This window comes from Streptomyces sp. RKAG293, from assembly GCF_023701745.1.
Taxonomy (GTDB): Bacteria; Actinomycetota; Actinomycetes; order Streptomycetales; family Streptomycetaceae; genus Actinacidiphila.
Window position 1 is genome coordinate 4,527,293 of sequence record NZ_JAJOZB010000001.1, and the last position, 16,218, is coordinate 4,543,510.

The 16,218-nt window shown below is 70.4% G+C and carries 19 protein-coding genes; 17 read left to right on the forward strand and 2 right to left on the reverse strand.

Annotated elements, in window-relative coordinates:
• Positions 1-255 precede the first annotated feature (255 nt).
• The 16 genes from LNW72_RS20040 to LNW72_RS20110 all read left to right on the forward strand — a co-directional run bounded on the left by LNW72_RS20040 (position 256) and on the right by LNW72_RS20110 (position 14,072).
• Positions 256-2,202: a phage minor capsid protein gene (locus tag LNW72_RS20040; RefSeq protein WP_250976663.1), complete on the forward strand. Its 1,947-nt coding sequence runs from the start codon at positions 256-258 to the stop codon at positions 2,200-2,202.
• A gap of 12 nt (positions 2,203-2,214) precedes the next feature.
• A complete protein-coding gene (locus tag LNW72_RS41685; RefSeq protein ID WP_308401990.1) occupies positions 2,215-2,370 on the forward strand; it encodes an Rmf/CrpP fold protein in 156 nt (51 codons plus the stop codon).
• Between the two features lie 91 nt (positions 2,371-2,461).
• Positions 2,462-3,139, forward strand: a complete 678-nt coding sequence (locus LNW72_RS20045; protein WP_250976664.1) for a hypothetical protein — start codon at positions 2,462-2,464, stop codon at positions 3,137-3,139.
• Between the two features lie 12 nt (positions 3,140-3,151).
• Positions 3,152-4,009, forward strand: coding sequence for a N4-gp56 family major capsid protein (locus LNW72_RS20050; RefSeq protein WP_250976665.1), 858 nt, complete (start codon positions 3,152-3,154; stop codon positions 4,007-4,009).
• 142 nt (positions 4,010-4,151) lie between these two features.
• The gene (locus tag LNW72_RS20055; RefSeq protein ID WP_250976666.1) at positions 4,152-4,541 is read left to right on the forward strand and encodes a hypothetical protein; all 390 of its coding nucleotides are present in this window, start codon (positions 4,152-4,154) and stop codon (positions 4,539-4,541) included.
• Positions 4,538-4,855 carry a hypothetical protein gene (locus LNW72_RS20060; protein ID WP_250976667.1) on the forward strand — a complete coding sequence of 106 codons (318 nt, stop codon included), beginning with the start codon at positions 4,538-4,540 and terminating at the stop codon, positions 4,853-4,855. The genes LNW72_RS20055 and LNW72_RS20060 overlap by 4 nt, the downstream gene beginning before the upstream one ends.
• Complete coding sequence (locus tag LNW72_RS20065; protein WP_250976668.1) at positions 4,852-5,202, forward strand: hypothetical protein; 351 nt, start codon at positions 4,852-4,854, stop codon at positions 5,200-5,202. Before LNW72_RS20060 ends, LNW72_RS20065 begins: the two co-directional genes overlap by 4 nt.
• Complete coding sequence (locus LNW72_RS20070; RefSeq protein ID WP_250976669.1) at positions 5,199-5,630, forward strand: minor capsid protein; 432 nt, start codon at positions 5,199-5,201, stop codon at positions 5,628-5,630. The genes LNW72_RS20065 and LNW72_RS20070 overlap by 4 nt, the downstream gene beginning before the upstream one ends.
• Positions 5,631-5,640: 10 nt before the next feature.
• A complete protein-coding gene (locus tag LNW72_RS20075; protein WP_250976670.1) occupies positions 5,641-6,183 on the forward strand; it encodes a phage tail tube protein in 543 nt (180 codons plus the stop codon).
• Positions 6,183-6,671, forward strand: coding sequence for a hypothetical protein (locus LNW72_RS20080; protein ID WP_250976671.1), 489 nt, complete (start codon positions 6,183-6,185; stop codon positions 6,669-6,671). Before LNW72_RS20075 ends, LNW72_RS20080 begins: the two co-directional genes overlap by 1 nt.
• A gap of 228 nt (positions 6,672-6,899) precedes the next feature.
• Positions 6,900-9,338 (forward strand): phage tail tape measure protein, encoded by a 2,439-nt coding sequence (locus LNW72_RS20085; protein ID WP_250976672.1) that lies wholly within the window; start codon positions 6,900-6,902, stop codon positions 9,336-9,338.
• Between the two features lie 13 nt (positions 9,339-9,351).
• Positions 9,352-12,066 carry a hypothetical protein gene (locus LNW72_RS20090; RefSeq protein ID WP_250976673.1) on the forward strand — a complete coding sequence of 905 codons (2,715 nt, stop codon included), beginning with the start codon at positions 9,352-9,354 and terminating at the stop codon, positions 12,064-12,066.
• Positions 12,067-12,075: 9 nt separating this feature from the next.
• Positions 12,076-12,585: a hypothetical protein gene (locus LNW72_RS20095; RefSeq protein ID WP_250976674.1), complete on the forward strand. Its 510-nt coding sequence runs from the start codon at positions 12,076-12,078 to the stop codon at positions 12,583-12,585.
• 77 nt (positions 12,586-12,662) lie between these two features.
• Positions 12,663-13,532 (forward strand): peptidoglycan-binding protein, encoded by an 870-nt coding sequence (locus LNW72_RS20100; protein ID WP_250976675.1) that lies wholly within the window; start codon positions 12,663-12,665, stop codon positions 13,530-13,532.
• 25 nt (positions 13,533-13,557) lie between these two features.
• Positions 13,558-13,821 (forward strand): hypothetical protein, encoded by a 264-nt coding sequence (locus tag LNW72_RS20105; protein ID WP_250976676.1) that lies wholly within the window; start codon positions 13,558-13,560, stop codon positions 13,819-13,821.
• Positions 13,818-14,072 (forward strand): hypothetical protein, encoded by a 255-nt coding sequence (locus tag LNW72_RS20110; protein WP_250976677.1) that lies wholly within the window; start codon positions 13,818-13,820, stop codon positions 14,070-14,072. The genes LNW72_RS20105 and LNW72_RS20110 overlap by 4 nt, the downstream gene beginning before the upstream one ends.
• A 63-nt stretch (positions 14,073-14,135) precedes the next feature.
• Here LNW72_RS20110 and LNW72_RS20115 read toward each other — a convergent pair whose 3' ends face one another.
• Both LNW72_RS20115 and LNW72_RS41690 read right to left on the reverse strand, forming a co-directional pair.
• A complete protein-coding gene (locus tag LNW72_RS20115) occupies positions 14,136-14,354 on the reverse strand; it encodes a DUF397 domain-containing protein (protein ID WP_250976678.1) in 219 nt (72 codons plus the stop codon).
• Positions 14,351-15,214 (reverse strand): helix-turn-helix transcriptional regulator, encoded by an 864-nt coding sequence (locus tag LNW72_RS41690; RefSeq protein WP_250976679.1) that lies wholly within the window; start codon positions 15,212-15,214, stop codon positions 14,351-14,353. The genes LNW72_RS20115 and LNW72_RS41690 overlap by 4 nt, the downstream gene beginning before the upstream one ends.
• Positions 15,215-15,454: 240 nt before the next feature.
• Here LNW72_RS41690 and LNW72_RS20125 point away from each other — a divergent pair, with 240 nt between their 5' ends.
• The gene (locus tag LNW72_RS20125; protein ID WP_250976680.1) at positions 15,455-15,895 is read left to right on the forward strand and encodes an ATP-binding protein; all 441 of its coding nucleotides are present in this window, start codon (positions 15,455-15,457) and stop codon (positions 15,893-15,895) included.
• Positions 15,896-16,218 lie beyond the last annotated feature (323 nt).

Below are 16,218 nucleotides of genomic sequence, written 5' to 3' on the forward strand. Positions count from 1 at the left end.
CACGTGCGATACGTCCGTACCAAGTGGCTGATACGGCGCAGCGCTCTTGATGCTCGTTTCACCTTGATCTCCCGTCCCGCTATTGAGTTGTTGCACTGGCGCCGGTTTGCACCAGCGCGTTACTCCGGTCTGCGGTCGACCGTTGGGCCAGACCAGCTTGGTCCCAAAACTGGTCATCGCGCAACGAGTTGGGGCAAAGACGGGGTGGCCGATTCCCGATTGTGACTGATCGTTGGGCGGTGATCTCCAGTGCCCGTGTCCCCCCGTCAGGTCGAGTACCTCGCCGCCGTCACCGCCGACCTCTACGCCGATGTCGAGCGGCGACTGCTCGCCCTGTGCGCGCGTCAGCTCGCCGCCGGCATGGAGGCGCCCGGGTGGGCCGTCGCCAAGCTCGCCGCGGTCGCGCCCCTGCGACGTAGGGCCGACACGCTGCTCGACACCCTCGCCGGCCGCGTCCATACCGAGGTACGGCACGCCGTCGCCGAGGCATACGACAGCGGCTGGCACTCCGCGCTCGCCGAGCTGGACGTGCTGTCCGACCATGACCGGCGCCTGACCGCCGAGCGCACCCCGAACACGCGGGCCGTCGACCGCCTCGCCGCCGAGACGATCGAGACCGTCACCGCCACCCACCGCGGGATCCTGCGCGGCGTCGAGGACGGATACCGCCAAGTCGTCTCCGAGGTCACCGCCGCTCCGCTGCTCGGCACCGAGTCGCGCCGGCAGGCCACACAACAGGCCATGACCCGGTTCGCCGACCGCGGCGTATCGAGCTTCCGCGACCGCGCCGGCCGCCGCTGGCAACTCACCAGTTACGCCGAGATGGCGGTGCGTACCTCTGTGGGACGTGCCGCGACCGAAGCGCACATGACGACGCTCGCCGCGGCCGGCGTCGACCTGGTCGTCGTCAGCAGCTCCCCGCGCGAATGCCCGCTGTGTCGCCCGTGGGAGCGCAAGGTGTTGTCGATCAACGGCCCGTCCGGCGCCCACACGGTCGACGTCGAGCACGCCGTCGACGACGGCCGCATGGTCCGCGTGGACGTCGCCGGCAGCCTGGAAGACGCCCGCGCGTCCGGCCTGCAACACCCCAACTGCCGACACAGCGTCTCGGCCTACACTCCCGGCATCACCCGCATTGAAGAGCCGGCCCCGGACCCGGCCGGCTATGAAGCCGGCCAACGGCAGCGCGCCATCGAGCGGCGAATCAGGCAGTACAAGCAGCGCGCCGCCGCGTCCGTGATCCCCGAGGGTAAGCGGGCCGCCGAGGCCAAGGTGCGGCAGTGGCAGGGTGCCATGCGCGACCACCTCACCGCCCACCCGGACCTTCGCCGCCTGCGCCACCGCGAGCAGCCCGGCGCCTCGAACCTCCCCACCAAGCTCACCGCGCCCCCCGACGACGTTCTGCAGGCCGCCCGCGTGCGCGCCGGCGACGACGTCACGCTGCGCGAGCTGAGCGACGAGCAGCTCGCCGGCGCCCTGCGCCCCGGCGTCCTCGACGACCAGGACGTCGCCCGCATCGCCGGCGAAGCCGACCGGCGCGACGCCGCGGACCTGCGCGCCGCTGTCTTCCCCGACGGCCGGCTGCTCGACGATCTCACCCGCCCCGGCGACGACGTCCTCGCATGGGCGCAGCAGCACGCCACCGACGACGAGCTGCTGCGCATCGCCGAAGAACTCGACCGCCGCTACCCCGGGCCGATTCCCGACTACCCGCTGCCGACAGGGGACGACGTCGACGACGTCCTCGCCGCCTCGGCCGCTCTCGACGACGCCCTCGCACCGGGGGCGCCGCCGACCCAATGGGGCCAGTACGCCGACGTTGCGGACGACGCTCTGCCGGCCGCTGCGCACCTGGTCGACGAGGTGCCGGCCGATGCCCCCGCACCCCGGGTCACCCGGCGTGAGGCCCGCGAGATGTATTTCGACTGGGCCATGGTGCAGATGCAAACCGCCGAGGACGCGACGCGCGGCTACCTGCTCAACCGTCGCGGCACCGCGGCCGGCATCGACCCGGCAGCCCTGTTCACCGGGCCGGCCCGCATCGCCTACGCGTATGCGTCCGACGAGCTGAAAGCGTTTTGGCGGCTCAACCCCCGCAAGACGCAAGCGCAGTTCACCGCGGAAGTCACCGGCCAGAACATGAGCGATATCCGCAAGGCGCAACAGGCGTTGTGGGAAGCTCAGAGCAGGCACGACGGATGATCGGGGGATGGCATGGGAAGCCGCGTTGAACTCACGCGCGCAGTGCTCGCCGGCAAGACTGCGGCCCGCACCCAACAGCCCCCAACAACGTGCCCGCACCCGCCCCGAACGCTGCTGCGAACCGCATGGTTCCGCGGCTACGGGCAGGGCGCCGCGCCCGCCGAATAGCCCGCTCCACCTCACCCGCACACCCCGAGGGGCCCGCCAGATGGCGGGCCCTTTCGCATGTCCCCACACGGTCACGGAGGGCCGATCACCCATGCCCGAAAGCCCGGCACCCGCCGCCCCAGCCACCCCCGCCACCGACCCGGCCGCTACCCCGCCTGTTCCCGCAGCGCCGGCCCTACCGCCGGCCCCCACCCCGCCGGCACCGGCCGTACCGGCTGCACCAGTTGTCGACCCCGCGGTCGAGCAGCGCGCCACCGCCGCCGAGCAGGCCGCGCAGCAAGCCACCACCGAGCGCGACGACCTGCTCGCCAACCTGCGCCGCGTCCTGGACCCGGCCGGCGCCGCCGCCGAGACCGACCCCGCCCGCCTCGCCGAGCAGGCCACCACCGAGCGCGATACCGCCCTCGCCGAGTCCCGCCGGCTGCGCGTGGAGCTTGCCGCGCACCAGGCCGCGCACGGGGCCGGCGCCGACCCGGGCCGACTGCTCGACTCCCGCACCGTTGAGAAGCAGCTCGCCGACCTCGACCCGGCCGACGCGAAGTTCGGCGAGAAGCTCGCCGCCGTCATCACGGCCGCCGTCGAGGCCAGCCCGCACCTGCGCGCCGAGGGCACCCCGGCCGGCCCGCCCGCGGCCGGCGCCGACTTCACCCCGGGCACCACCGCCGCGCCGACCGCCGCCCAGTTCGCAGCCATGGCCTACGGCGACCGCGTCGCGCTGCACCAGTCCGACCCCGACCTGTACCGGCAGCTCTCTGCCGCATCCGATTAAGGAGGGCGCCACATGCCCGCTGGAAAGACCACCGCCGCACAGATGATCGTTCCCGACGTCTGGGCCGACATGGTGCAGGCCAAGTTCAAGGGCGCCATGATCCTCGGCGCCCTCGCCACCGAAGACAACACCCTGGAAGGCAAGCCCGGCGACTCGGTCGCCTTCCCGAAGTGGACCGCCCTGGGCGACGCCGAGGACCTCGTCGAGGGCACCCCGATGACCCCCGAGCAGCTCGGCACCAACCCGGGCAACTCAGCGACCATCAAGGAAGCTGGCAAGGCCGTTGAGATCACCGACAAGGCCCGCCTTGTCGCGTTCGGCGACCCGTACGCCGAGACGCAGCGGCAGCTCGGCGTACTCATCGCCCGAAAGGTCGACGTCGACCTGCGCGCCGCGGCCGAGGCCGCCGGCGTGATTACCGTGGACGCCTCGACCTCCGCCCTGTCCTGGGACGTCATGGTGTCCGGTATCGCGAAGTTCGGCGACGAGTGGGACCCGGAGAACATGGCCGGCCTGGTCATTCACTCCGTGCAGCGCGCCGCGCTGCTGCGGGATCCCAACTTCATCAGCGCGGACAAGCTCGGCGCGAACGCCGTCATCCCGCGCGGCGTGATCGGCCAGGCCGGCGGCGTGAACATCTTCGTGTCCGACCGCATCACCACCGCCGGCGCCGGCGCCACCATGACGTATAACGCGCTGCTCATCCGGCGCGGCGCCCTGGGCCTGCTCTACAAGCGGCGCCCCGTCGTCGAGACCGACCGCGACATCCTCGCCCGCACCACCGTCGTCACGACGAACGTGCACTACGCGACGCACCGCCTCGACGACGAGGGAATCGTCGTGCTCAAGACCAAGGGGGCCGCGGCGTGATCCTGTGCCGGCACCACCGGCCGCCCCCGGATGCCCCGCCGCCCGAGCAGGGCGCCGACGAGCAGCCCCTGACCGCCTCGCAGGCCCCACAGCTGGCGGGGCGTTCTGCTGCCCCGGGCAAGACCTCAACGAGGGGGTGAACGTGGGCCGCGTCTACGCCACCCCCGAGCAGCTCGCCGCGTGGACCGGCGCCCCCGCCCCGGAGGGCGCCGAGCGGCTGCTCGCCCGCGCGTCCGAAGACATCGACACGGCCCTGCTCACCGCCTGCTACGCCACCAACGACGACGGCGCACCGATCGACCCGGCCGTCGCTGGCGCCCTGGTCGACGCTACGTGCGCGCAGGTCGAGTACCAGCTCGCCGCTGGCGACGACGGCACCGGAGCGGCCGGCCAATGGGACTCCGTCTCTATCGGACCGGTCTCAATGTCCGGCCGCACCGCCGGCCCGGCCGCTGCTTCCGGTGTCGACCTCGCCCCCCGCGCCCACCGCGCCCTACGACGGGCCGGCCTGCTCCCGGGGGTGATCTGGTGAGAGTCCCCGTCGCCCTGCTGCGCCACCGGATCACCGTCGAGTCGTATGCCGGCGAGTCCGCGTACGGGCCGCAGTACCGCCACCCCATCCCGGATGTGCCCGCACTCGTCGACGAGACCCCGCGGCTCGTACGGGCCCCGGACGGCCGGCAGGTGGTCGCCTCAGCGACCGTCATCGCCGGCCCCGCCCTCGACTGCCCGCCCGGTTCGCGCCTGACGCTGCCCGGCGGGCGCACCACCACCGCAATCACCGTCGCTCACCACACCGCCCCGGGCCTGCCTGTGCCGGCCAACACGGAGGTGAGTTGCGAATGACGCAGCGCGCACGCCTGCGGTTCAACGGGCAGGCCGCAACCTCTGCCATCCGGGCTGGCGCCGCCCGCGGCCTGCTGCTCGGCGCCGAACACGTCCTACAGGTCTCCCGCGGTCGCGTCCCGATCGAGGAAGGCACCCTAGAACGCTCCGGTTCCACCTCGGTCGACGAGCAGCAGCTCACCGCAGCCGTTGCCTACGACACCCCTTACGCCGTCCGCGTGCACGAAGACCTCACCGCCCGCCACGACCAAGGCCGGCAAGCGAAGTACCTCGAAAGCGCCGCCACCCAACAGGGCCACGCCGTCGCCGAGCTGCTCGCCGCAGCCGTACGGCGGGCGCTGCGATGACGTACACCGTCGACCTGCTCGACGGCCTCGCCCGCCTGCTCGACACCGCCGGCGCCGGCATCTACCGGCCCGACGGCCTGTACGCGGCCGACGAGACCGCGATCACCATCGCCACCATCCCCCCGGCACCGGATCGCGTGATCTGCCTTTCCGCGTACCCGGTCACCGACTCCCCCGTGCTGACCGACACCACCACCGGAATCCAGGTCCGCACCCGCGCCGGCCCCGACCCGCGCGTCGTCGACGCCCTCGACGACGCGGTGTTCGACGTGCTGCACGGCGCCGGCCCGCTGCTCCTGGGCGCCGCCCGCGTGCAGCTCCTGTTCCGCGTCTCGGCCGCGCCGATCGGTGCGGACTCCGCCGGCCGCATGGAGCGATCCGCCAACTACTACGCCCGCGCCCACCGCGCGGCCCCACACCTCGAATAGGAGGCGCCTCATGGGCACCCCAACGCCGCCGGTCGAGACCGTGACCGCGCTCGCGCGCCGCTACCGCCTCGAACTCGACACCGGCACCACCCCCGGCACCCCGGCATGGTCCCTCGTTCCGGGCGTCACCGAGTTCACCCCCAAGACCGACCCGACGCAGCAGGACGTGACCACCTACGACGCCGAGGGCTGGTCGGAGTCCGCGGTCACGATGCTCGCGTGGTCGATCGAGACGACCCTCGCGCACCGGGCACACCCGACCACCGGCGCGTTCAACGCCGCGCAGGAAAAGCTCAGGAAGGCCGCCCGTTCCTTCGGCGCAGCGTCGTTCGTGCACGTGCGGTACTACGACCGCAACGGCGCCGCCGACGCCTACGAAGGCAACGCCCTGGTGACGTGGGAGCCGGACGGCGGCGGCCCAGACGCCGTCGACACCATCAAAGTCACCCTGACCGGTTCCGGCCCGCTTCTGGAGATCACCAACCCGGCCGCCGCTGGCGGCACGTTCGCCCTCGCCGCAAAGAGCCTCAAGACCGCCGGGGGTGATGCCTGATGGCATTTGAGGCACTCGACGAGCTACTCGACGAAACCCTGCACCTCCCGATCGCCGGCAAGCTCTACACCGTGCCGGCCCCGTCCGCCGCAATCGGCCTGCGCACACAGACCCTCATCCACGCCGCCGCGGTCGCCGCCGACGGCGGGCACGTGGACGAGCAGGTACTCGGCGACGCCGCCGAGCGCGACCTGTACCGCGACGTCCTCGGACCCGTTCACGACGAGCTGCTCGCCGACGGCGCATCCTGGCCCGCGCTCAAGCACGCCGCAATCACCGCCATGGTGTGGATCGCACAGGACAAGGCCGCCGCAGAGACGTTCTGGAACGCGGCCGGCGACCCTTCTCGACTGGCCCCGAACCGAGCAGCTCGCCGCGCGACCCGATCGGGTGCGGCGAACTCGACGAAGTCTCGGGGCTCCACGAGTGGTACGAGTACCCGCCGGGCACCCGCCGCCAAGAAGGCCGCGGCCCGGCGCCCGACCTGAACTGGCGTCGCATCCTCCAGCAGTGGCCCCTCATCGAGGCCGACCTGCACGAGATCTACGGGCTCGACCTCGGCGCCCCCGGCATCCTCCACACCCGCTCCTGGCGATGGCTGCGCGTGCGCGTGCTCGGCCTGCTCTCCGCTGAATCCCGCCTCGCCCGCGTGCTCAACCCCCCACCCGACAAGCCGACCCCATAGGGCCGGCCCGACCGACCGGGGGTGATCCGCTATGGCGCTCCTGGTCGGAGAACTGGCCGCAACGATCAGCGTCGACGACTCCGGCGCCACCGCCGGCGTGCGGCGCGCCGAACAGACCATGCAGGCCGGCGGCGACCGCATGGTCGCCACCGCCGACCGCGCCGGCCAGCAAGCCGGCGACCAGCTCGGCGCCGGCCTCGCCGACGGCGCCAACGACGGAGCCGACCGGGCCAGTAACGGCCTGTCCGGCAAGTTGAAGGGTTTCGCCGCCGCCGCGATCGGCGCCGGCATCGGCATTGCGCTCATGGCCGGCATCAACGAGGCCATGGACCAGGCCAAGATCACCGGTCACCTACAGGCGCAGCTCGGCGCGACCGGACCGGTAGCGGCGAAGTACGGCAAAGCGGCCGGCGCCCTGTACGCCGGCGCCATCGTCGAATCCGTCCAAGACGGCGCCGACATCATCAAGGGCATCGCTCAAAACGGGCTGCTCCCGCCCGAGGCCACGCAAGCGCAGATCCAGACCATGGGAAAGCGCGTCGCGGATACCGCCGCGGTGATGGGCGAGGACGTCGGCAAGGTCTCCCGCGCGGTCGGCACGATGCTGAAAACCGGCATCGCCAAGTCCGCCGATGAGGCCATGGACGTACTCGTACGCGGGTCACAGAACGGCGTCAACGCCGCCGAGGACCTGCTCGACACGTTCAGCGAGTACCCGACGCAGTTCCGCGACCTGGGCCTCGACGCTCAGACCGCCATGGGCCTGATGCAGCAGGGGCTCAAGGGCGGCGCCCGCGACGCTGACACGGTCGCGGACACCCTCAAGGAATTTGCGATCCGCAGCAAGGACATGTCGACGACGTCAGTCGACGCGTTCAAGTCCATTGGCCTCAACGGCGGCACCATGGCGAAAGTCTTCACCAAGGGCGGGCCGGCCGCGTCCGCCGCCCTCGGCGACGTCCTCAAGCGGATCAAGGCCATTGAGGACCCGGCCAAGCGGAACGCAACAGCGGTCGCCCTGTTCGGCACCAAGGCCGAGGACCTTCAAGGCGCGTTGTACAAGCTCGACCCGTCCACCGCGGTCAAGGCGCTGGGCGACGTCAAGGGCGCCACCGACGCCGCCGGCAACTCCATGCGCGACAACGCATCCACAAGGATCGAGGTCTTCAAACGATCCCTGACGCAAGGGTTCGTGCAGCTCCTCGGCCGGTACGTCATCCCCGGCGTGATCATCTTCGCGAAGGTGCTCGGCACCCTGGGCGGCAAGCTCCGCACCAGCGCCGGTTACGTCGACGAACACCGCCTCGCGTTCTCGATTCTCGCCGGCATGATCACCGCCGTCCTGCTCCCGACGTTGATCGTCCTCGCCGTCCAGGCCGTCACGACGTCGGCGACCGCGGTCGCCGCATGGGTGGCACAGTCCGCGGCCGGCACGCTCGCCGCCGGCCGCTTCCTGATCACCAACGCCGTCATGCTCGCCGGCTGGATCTCCCAAGGCGCCGCCGCAGGACTGGCCGCGCTCCGAGTGGTGGCCGCTTGGGTGATCATGGGCACGCAGTCGCTGATCCAAGCCGGCCGGATGGCCGCCGCGTGGCTGATCTCCATGGGCCCCGTCGGGCTGATCATCGCCCTCGTGGTCGGGCTCGTCGCGCTCATCGTGGCGAACTGGGACACCATCGTCTCCGCCACCGTGGCCGCGTGGGATTGGATCTGGGCGAAGGTCAAGGCCGTTGCCGGGTTCCTGGTCGACATCTTCCTGAACTTCACCCTGGTCGGCCTGATCCTCAGCCACTGGCAAGCGATCAAGGACGGCACCGTTGCCGGGTGGAATGCCACCCTCGGGTTCGTCAAGGGCATCCCGGGCCGGCTGTACTCGCTCTTCCTGAACTGGACGCTGTACGGGCTGATCATCAGCCACTGGCAGGCCATCAAGGACGGCACGCAGCGCAAGGCCGGCGAAATGCTCGCCTACGTCCGCGGCCTGCCTGGCGCTATCGCCGGCTACTTCTCCGGTTTCGGATCGCTCCTGTACGGCAAGGGTCGCGATCTGGTCTACGGCCTGTGGAACGGCATCAAGGGCATGGGTCCGTGGTTGCGCTCGACGCTCATGTCGTGGGCATCGCGCATGATCCCGGGCCCGATCGCTAAGGCGTTGGGCATTCATTCGCCGTCGCGGGTGATGCGGGACGAGATCGGCCGGCACATCCCCGCCGGCCTCGTCGCCGGCATCACCTCCGGGCAAGGCGCCGTAGACGACGCCATGGCCAATCTCGTCAGCACTCCCCGCGCCTCGGCCGCCCTCGGCATCACCGCGGGCACCCCCGGGGCCGGCCCCGCCGGCTCGACCGCGGCCGGCCCGGAAATCCGGGTGGTCTTCGACGCCCGCGGCAGCGACGACCTGACGCGCTGGCTCCGTAAGACGGTCCGTATCGAGGGCCGCGGCAACGTCCAAACCGCCTTCGGCACCTAGGAAAGGGGGAGCGTTGCCATTCCCCGACCAGCCTCTCGGCGTAGCCGTCGAGATCAACGCGGGCGGAACGTGGGCGGACATCACCGGCGATGTCCGCCTGCGGGACCGCATCATCATCAACCGCGGCAGGGCCGACGAGGCATCACGCGTCGGCCCCTCCCGTTGCGCCTTCACCCTGATCAACCGCGATGGCCGCTACAGCCCCCGCAACCCGCTTTCCGACCTCTACCAACGGATCGGCCGCAACACCCCGATCCGGGTCTCGGTGCCGGCCGCAGAAACGTACCTGCGCCTTCCCGGCGACCTGGGCGCGCGGATCGCCACTCCGGACGCCGCGCCGCTGGACATCACCGGGGATCTCGACGTGCGGCTCGACGTCACCCTCGCCACCTGGCAGGCCGGCACTCACGCCGTCGATCTGATGGGCAAATACGGCGCCGCCGGCGCCCGGTCCTGGCGGCTGACCCTCGACAGCTACGGCGGGATCTACCTCCAGTGGTCCGAGGACGGCACCACCACGAACTACGCCGAGTGGTTCCAAGGGCTCCCCGTCCCCGCCGACGGGCGCCTCGCCGTCCGCGCAACGCTGGACGTCGACAACGGCGCCGGCGGCAACGTGGTCACCTTCTACACCGCCCCCACCATGGCCGGCCCCTGGGCGGTCCTCGCCGCGATCCCCCAACCGTTCACCACGAAAGTCTTCAACAGCGCCGCGCCCCTGGAAATCGGTGACTGCACCGGCACAACGTCCAGCGTCTTCGCCCCGCCTGTCGGCAAGGTCCACGCCGCGGAGGTCCGGTCCGGCATCAATGGCCCGGTCGTCGCCAACCCGATATTTCGCCCGCAGGCCCCCGGCGCATCCTCGTTCACCGATGGCGCCGGCCGGCTCTGGACGGTTGCCGGAACCGCGGAGATCACGGACCGCGATTACCGATTTACCGGCGACGTGAGCGCGTGGCCGTCGCGCTGGGACGTCTCCGGCCGCGCGGTCGAGGTCCCCATCGAGGCCGCCGGCATCCTGCGCCGCCTCGGCCAAGGCGCCTCCCCCCTCGACTCCACCCTGCGCCGCCGCATCCCCACCGGGGCACCACTGGCGTACTGGTCGATGGAGGACGAGCAGGCCGCCACGAGCGCCGCCTCGGCGCTGCCCGGCGGTACCCCGCTGGCCGTGGCCGGGTTCCAGTTCGCCAGCGACGACACCCTGCCGGGCTCGAAAGCCCTACCCACCGTCGGGACGGGCGCGTACGTCTCCGCCCTGGTCCCCAAGGGCTCAGCCACGGGTGCGGGTTGGCGGATCGAAATGCTCTACAACCTGCCCGCCGCCCCTACGACCGTCGACCTCATGCTGCAAATCCAGACCAGCGACACCCCATACGTCTACGTCGGTGCCGGCGCCGGCGCCGCTCGTATCCGGTGCTTCAACGCCGCCGGCGCCGACATCGGCAGCAACGAAGTCCCCGCGCCCGCCTTTGCGGGTGGGTGGCGCCGCTTGCAGATCAAGGGCCGCCAAAACGGGGGCAACGTCGAGGTGACCATGCAATGGGTCGTCATCGGAGGCACCGAATCCGGGGCCGTGATGACCAGCTACCCCGGCACCGTCGGCAAGGTCCTCAACATCGCCGGCGACTGGAAGACCTTCGCTGGCATGAAGGTGGGCCACCTCGCGGTGTTCGACGCCACCGATACCAGCGTCTACGACGACGCCGACACCGGGTTCATCTGGGACGACGCCACCGCCCGTATCGACCGGCTGTGCGCAGAGGAGGGAATCCCGGTCGTCTTCCCCGCCGGGACCGGCCCGACGACCCCGGTCGGTCCGCAGCGCACCAGCGCCGTTCTGGACCTGCTCGGCGAGGCCGCCGACGCAGACCTCGGCATCCTCTACGAACACCGCGCCACACCGGCCCTGGCCTTTCGGCGTCGCGTGTCGCTGTACAACCAGCGGCCGGCGCTCGCCCTGGATTACGCCGCCCGCCATGAAGTTGCCCCGCCGTTGGAACCTGTCGACGACGACCAGGCCGTACGCAACGACATCACCCTCACCCGGCCCGGCGGATCCTCCGCGCGCGCCGTCCTGGACACCGGGCCCCTGTCCGTCCTGCCCCCACCGAACGGGGTCGGCCGGTACAACACCAGCGAGAGCGTCGCCGTCCGGTCCGACGACCAACTGTCGGACCTCGCCGCGTGGCGTCTGCACCTGGGGACCTGGGACGAAGCGCGCTATCCCACGGTGCACGTGAACCTCGCCGCCGCTCCGCACCTCATCGGCCAGGCCCTCGCCGTCGACATCGGCGACCGCATCACCATCGCCAACCCCCCGCCGTGGCTGCCCCCGGACCCCATCGACGTCATCGTGCAGGGGTATACCGAATCCCTCGGCCTGCTCGACTGGGACCTGCTCTATACCTGCACCCCCGCCGGCCCATGGACCGTCGCCGTCACCGAAGCCGACCGCGTCGACACCGACGGAAGCCGCCTGAAAACCGCGGCGACGGCCAGCGCGGTGACGCTTTCCGTGGAGACCACCGCCGGCCGGCCCTGGACCACCAGCGCCGCGGAGCCCCCGTGGGACATCCGGATCGGGGGCGAGGTCATGACCGTCACCAAGGTCACCGGGGCAACGTCCCCGCAGACGTTCACCGTCGTCCGCGCCGTCAACGGGATCACGAAAGCCCACGCGGCCAGCGCCGACGTGCGCCTCGCCCACCCCGCCGTCTTCGCCCTGTAGAGGAGCCCCATGCCGTTCACGGTGTGGCAGCCCGGCATGAAGATCACCGCCGGCCTGCTGACCGCCATGCAACCTCCGTTCGCCTACAAGACGGCCGATAAGGCCGTGCCCGGCGCCGTCTTGCAGCCCGACAACCACCTGACGCTTCCCGCCGAAGCCGGCGCGATCTACGTCCTGCAAGGCCACATCCAGTACACGCAGAACATGGCCACCGGCGCCGCGAACAGTGGCGTTCGTATCGGGTGGCTGACGACCGCCGGCGCCGTCCTGAACTGGACCTCGCGCGGCGCGGCCAACATCACCAGCGGAACGACGTACGAGACCGTCCTGACCGCCAACGGAGCCGCCCGCGACTTCCCCGCCAACTCCGGCACGGTGATGACGCTCTCGCCGACCGGCACCCTCGCCACCGGCGCCAGCCCCGCCACCTTGACCCTGCAATTCGGGGTCACCAACGCCGCCGGCCTGCCGGCGACCGTCAAGGCCGGTAGCTGGATCAGCATCACGCGCATGCAGTAGCGCGCCCACTCCGCCCCTTCATCCCGTACGCCCCGCCGTCACCGGTCGGGGCTTTTTTCATGTCTGGAGACCTCCGCATGGCAACACCTATGACCGCTGACAAGTTCGTCGCCGCACTGCGCGCCGAGGGGGTGCACGTCGTTGAGTACGGCAGTTGGCGCACCCACAACCGCGCCGGACACGGCGCCTGGGGCCCGATCAACGGCGTCGTGATCCACCACACCGTTTCGTCCGGCACGGATTCCTCGGTGTCGATGTGCTTCGACGGTTACGCCGGCCTGCCCGGTCCGCTGTGTCACGGCGTCATCGCCAAGGACGGCACGGTGTACCTCGTCGGCAACGGGCGCACCAACCACGCCGGCTCCGGCGACGGCGACGTACTGGCCGCGGTAATCGCCGAGACCAAGCTGCCGGCGCCCAACGAGCAGGACACCGACGGGAACAGCCACTTCTACGGCTTCGAGTGCATCAACCTCGGCAACGGCGCCGACCCGTGGCCGGCCGCCCAGCTCGATGCCATCGAGCGCGTGTCCGCCGCGATCTGCCGCACCTACGGATGGACCGCCGGCAGCGTCATCGGGCACAAGGAATGGACCGCGACCAAGAACGACCCGCGGGGCATCGACATGGACACCATGCGCCAGCGCATCGACGCCCGCCTCGGCACCAAGCCCGGCACCCCGCCGCCGGCCCCGACGTACGAGCGATTCCCGGGCGACGAGTTCTTCAAGAGCTACCCGCGGTCCCCGATCATCACCGCCATGGGCCGCCGGCTCGTCGCGGCCGGCTGCTCCGCCTACACCTCGGGCCCCGGCGCCCAGTGGACCGAGGCCGACCGCCGCAGCTACGCGAAGTGGCAGCGCCACCTCGGCTACACCGGCGCCGCCGCCGACGGCTGGCCCGGCCGCGCCTCATGGGACGCGCTCAAGGTCCCCCACACCAGCTAACCCACCCCAACCGAAGGAGATCCACATGTCCGACGCATCCCGTCGCACCGCCCGCACCATCGTGCAGACTGCCGTCGCAATCGCCGTGATCCTGCCCGCCATCGTCGACGCATCTGGCATCCCCGCGGCCCTGCCGTGGGTCGCCGGCGCGCTCGCCGTCGCTGGCGGCCTCGCCCGCGTCATGGCCCTGCCCGGCGTCCAGGCCCTCATGCCGGCATGGCTCCGCACCGCGCCGGACCGCGACGAGTCCCTGCTGCCCCTGTTCCGCAAGGGTGGCGACGTCGAGTGACCGACCCCGACCCGGCCGCCGTCGCCGTCGAACTGGAGCGTCTGCGCGGCGCGGTCGAGGTCGGATTCGCCCGCACCGACGGTTCGCTTGCACTCCTCGTCCAGCGGTCCGACCAGACCGAGAAGAAGCTCGACGACCACGACCGCCGCCTCGACACCCTCGAACGCTCCCGCTGGCCCCTCGCCAGCATCGCCGCCGTCCTCGGCGTCGCCGGCCTCATCCTCTCCGCATGGCAGCTAGCTGCCCGTTGACGCACCGCGCCCCCGTTCCGGCTCATGCCGGGACGGGGGCGCCTTCGTCGTTGTGGTGGGCGGTTACTGCATTTCGCCGCGGCGCAGAGCGTCGACGAGATCATTGACCGCTGCGAAGGAGAACAGCAGGGCCGGCCCGGTCGGGTTTTTGCTGTCTCGGACAGCAAGGATCTGCTGCTGTGCGTCAACGACACCGCACTCGACACAGTCCGATTGGGTGCCGGACGCCGACGACTTCCACCAGGTCACGGGGAGAGTCGCGGCGTCGTCGATGTGGCTCATCTGTGGTCTTCCTTTATCTGTGCGATGCGTTCTGCGGATGCCTCGACCGAGAGGGCCGCCGCCGTCAACCGCTCGAACGCGTCCCGGTAGGCGACGACCTGCTCGCCTTCCTCGACGTACAGCGCCGACGTCAGGCTTTCGACGTGTACGACGTCGAGGTCGGGATGCTCTTCAAAGCCGAGAATCGAGAAGGAGCCCATCTGTCCCACGTGGGGCGGTGCGTCGGCAGGCAAGACCTGAATGTTGATGTTGGGACGGCGGCTCAACGTGTGCAGCCGCGTCAACTGATCCAGCATCACGCCTTCACCTACGCACCGGGTGCGCAGGGCACTCTCGCCGATGATTGCCCACAAGTTGAGAGGGTTCTCCCGCGATGTCAGAACGGACTGTCGCGCGAGGCGTACCTCGACCAACGCGTCGATTTTCTCTTCGACGGCCGCGGACATGCCGATGCTCGTCATGAACTCGCGGGCGTACTCGGCTGTCTGTAGCAGTCCAGGAATGACGCCTATCTGCCACGTGCGCGCAGACGTGGCGTCGTCCTCCAGAGAGATCAAGTCCTCGTAGACCGGCGACAGGACGGCCCGGTACGACTGCCACCAACCGCGGCGTGCCCCTTCCCGGCTGAGAGCCAGCAGGGCCGACCGCAGCTCGGTTTCCTCGACGCCGTACAGGTCGAGCAGCTTCTCGATGTCGCCGGGCTTCGCGGCGCTTTTGGCCGTTTCCAACCTCGACAACTTGGCCGTAGTGATTGTGCCGGCTGACTTGTCCGCGACATCGTCCAGCGTCATGGCGAGGCCGTCGCGCAAGCCGCGCAGCTTGGCGCCGAGCCTGCGCCGTCGCACGGTGGGTGCGCTCACGCTTTCCCCTCCCTGGTCGATGTCCTGCTCGACAGTCTGCCGTGTGGCCTCATCCGGTGTCACGCGGCCCACCCCTCCCTACACGGCAACTCTCACATGAAGATGCAATTTCTCATTTTCATGTGAGACAGGTTGCGCTGTGCGTAGTTGGGGCGGCACTCTGTGATGACGAAACCCGACTGTGTCACGCCAGCACAAGCCAATTTTGTGCTGCCCGCTCACGCTCATGAGGGGACTTGCATGGTGACCATGCTCCCGAAGAGGCGAAAAGTTGCCCGCTGTCACCTTTCGGCGGCACCCCCGGAGCGCCTCGCGCTCGATGGTGGATCCGAGGCACCCGGCCACGCTCGCCAGTACGCACGTGAGTTCATCGACTACTACTTGCCGGAAACTGCGCCTGCCCAAGTTGACGACATGCTGCTCATCGTCTCGGAACTGGTCACGAACGCAGTGCGCTACGGCACGGAACCGGGCGACTCCCTGCTCGTAGTTCTCGACCTCTCCGTACAGCGATTACGCGTCGAGGTGCACGACCCGATCCGCCGGCATCCAAAGTTCCGGCCAGAATCAGAGGAACGCCAACGGGGCCGCGGCCTGTTCATCGTCGAAGCTCTCGCGGCCTGTTGGGGCGTGACGGACCGCCCGTTTGGTAAGGCCGTATGGGCGGAGGTCGCGCGATGAACGCGACCGCTTTTGTCACCTCAGCACGCCCTGACCCCGATGTCGTATACCGCCCCACCCGGCGCCCGTTGGACATCCTCGTCGGCGAACCCAACGCGCACGCTCTGTGGGACCTCCACGAATGGGCGGCCGGCGATTGCTGGCTGTGGTGCGGGCGCCTCGATGTAGAGGTGACGTGGTTGGGCCCTATCCAGTCCAGCGGCATACACGCCGCTATGACCTGCTGCCGTGCCTGCCTGTACGAACTCGACCAGCGGGTATTGCACGCCATCATGCGCAAGGACGGCACCGCCCCGCGGCGCCCGCCGCCCTGCCTCCCAACC

Coding starts and splice junctions, on each gene's coding strand:
- LNW72_RS41685 (WP_308401990.1), top strand. CDS start 2,215: ATGGGAAGCCGCGTTGAACTCACGCGCGCAGTGCTCGCCGGCAAGACT.
- LNW72_RS20045 (WP_250976664.1), top strand. CDS start 2,462: ATGCCCGAAAGCCCGGCACCCGCCGCCCCAGCCACCCCCGCCACCGAC.
- LNW72_RS20050 (WP_250976665.1), top strand. CDS start 3,152: ATGCCCGCTGGAAAGACCACCGCCGCACAGATGATCGTTCCCGACGTC.
- LNW72_RS20065 (WP_250976668.1), top strand. CDS start 4,852: ATGACGCAGCGCGCACGCCTGCGGTTCAACGGGCAGGCCGCAACCTCT.
- LNW72_RS20070 (WP_250976669.1), top strand. CDS start 5,199: ATGACGTACACCGTCGACCTGCTCGACGGCCTCGCCCGCCTGCTCGAC.
- LNW72_RS20075 (WP_250976670.1), top strand. CDS start 5,641: ATGGGCACCCCAACGCCGCCGGTCGAGACCGTGACCGCGCTCGCGCGC.
- LNW72_RS20080 (WP_250976671.1), top strand. CDS start 6,183: ATGGCATTTGAGGCACTCGACGAGCTACTCGACGAAACCCTGCACCTC.
- LNW72_RS20085 (WP_250976672.1), top strand. CDS start 6,900: ATGGCGCTCCTGGTCGGAGAACTGGCCGCAACGATCAGCGTCGACGAC.
- LNW72_RS20095 (WP_250976674.1), top strand. CDS start 12,076: ATGCCGTTCACGGTGTGGCAGCCCGGCATGAAGATCACCGCCGGCCTG.
- LNW72_RS20100 (WP_250976675.1), top strand. CDS start 12,663: ATGGCAACACCTATGACCGCTGACAAGTTCGTCGCCGCACTGCGCGCC.
- LNW72_RS20105 (WP_250976676.1), top strand. CDS start 13,558: ATGTCCGACGCATCCCGTCGCACCGCCCGCACCATCGTGCAGACTGCC.
- LNW72_RS20115 (WP_250976678.1), bottom strand. CDS start 14,354: ATGAGCCACATCGACGACGCCGCGACTCTCCCCGTGACCTGGTGGAAG.
- LNW72_RS20125 (WP_250976680.1), top strand. CDS start 15,455: ATGGTGACCATGCTCCCGAAGAGGCGAAAAGTTGCCCGCTGTCACCTT.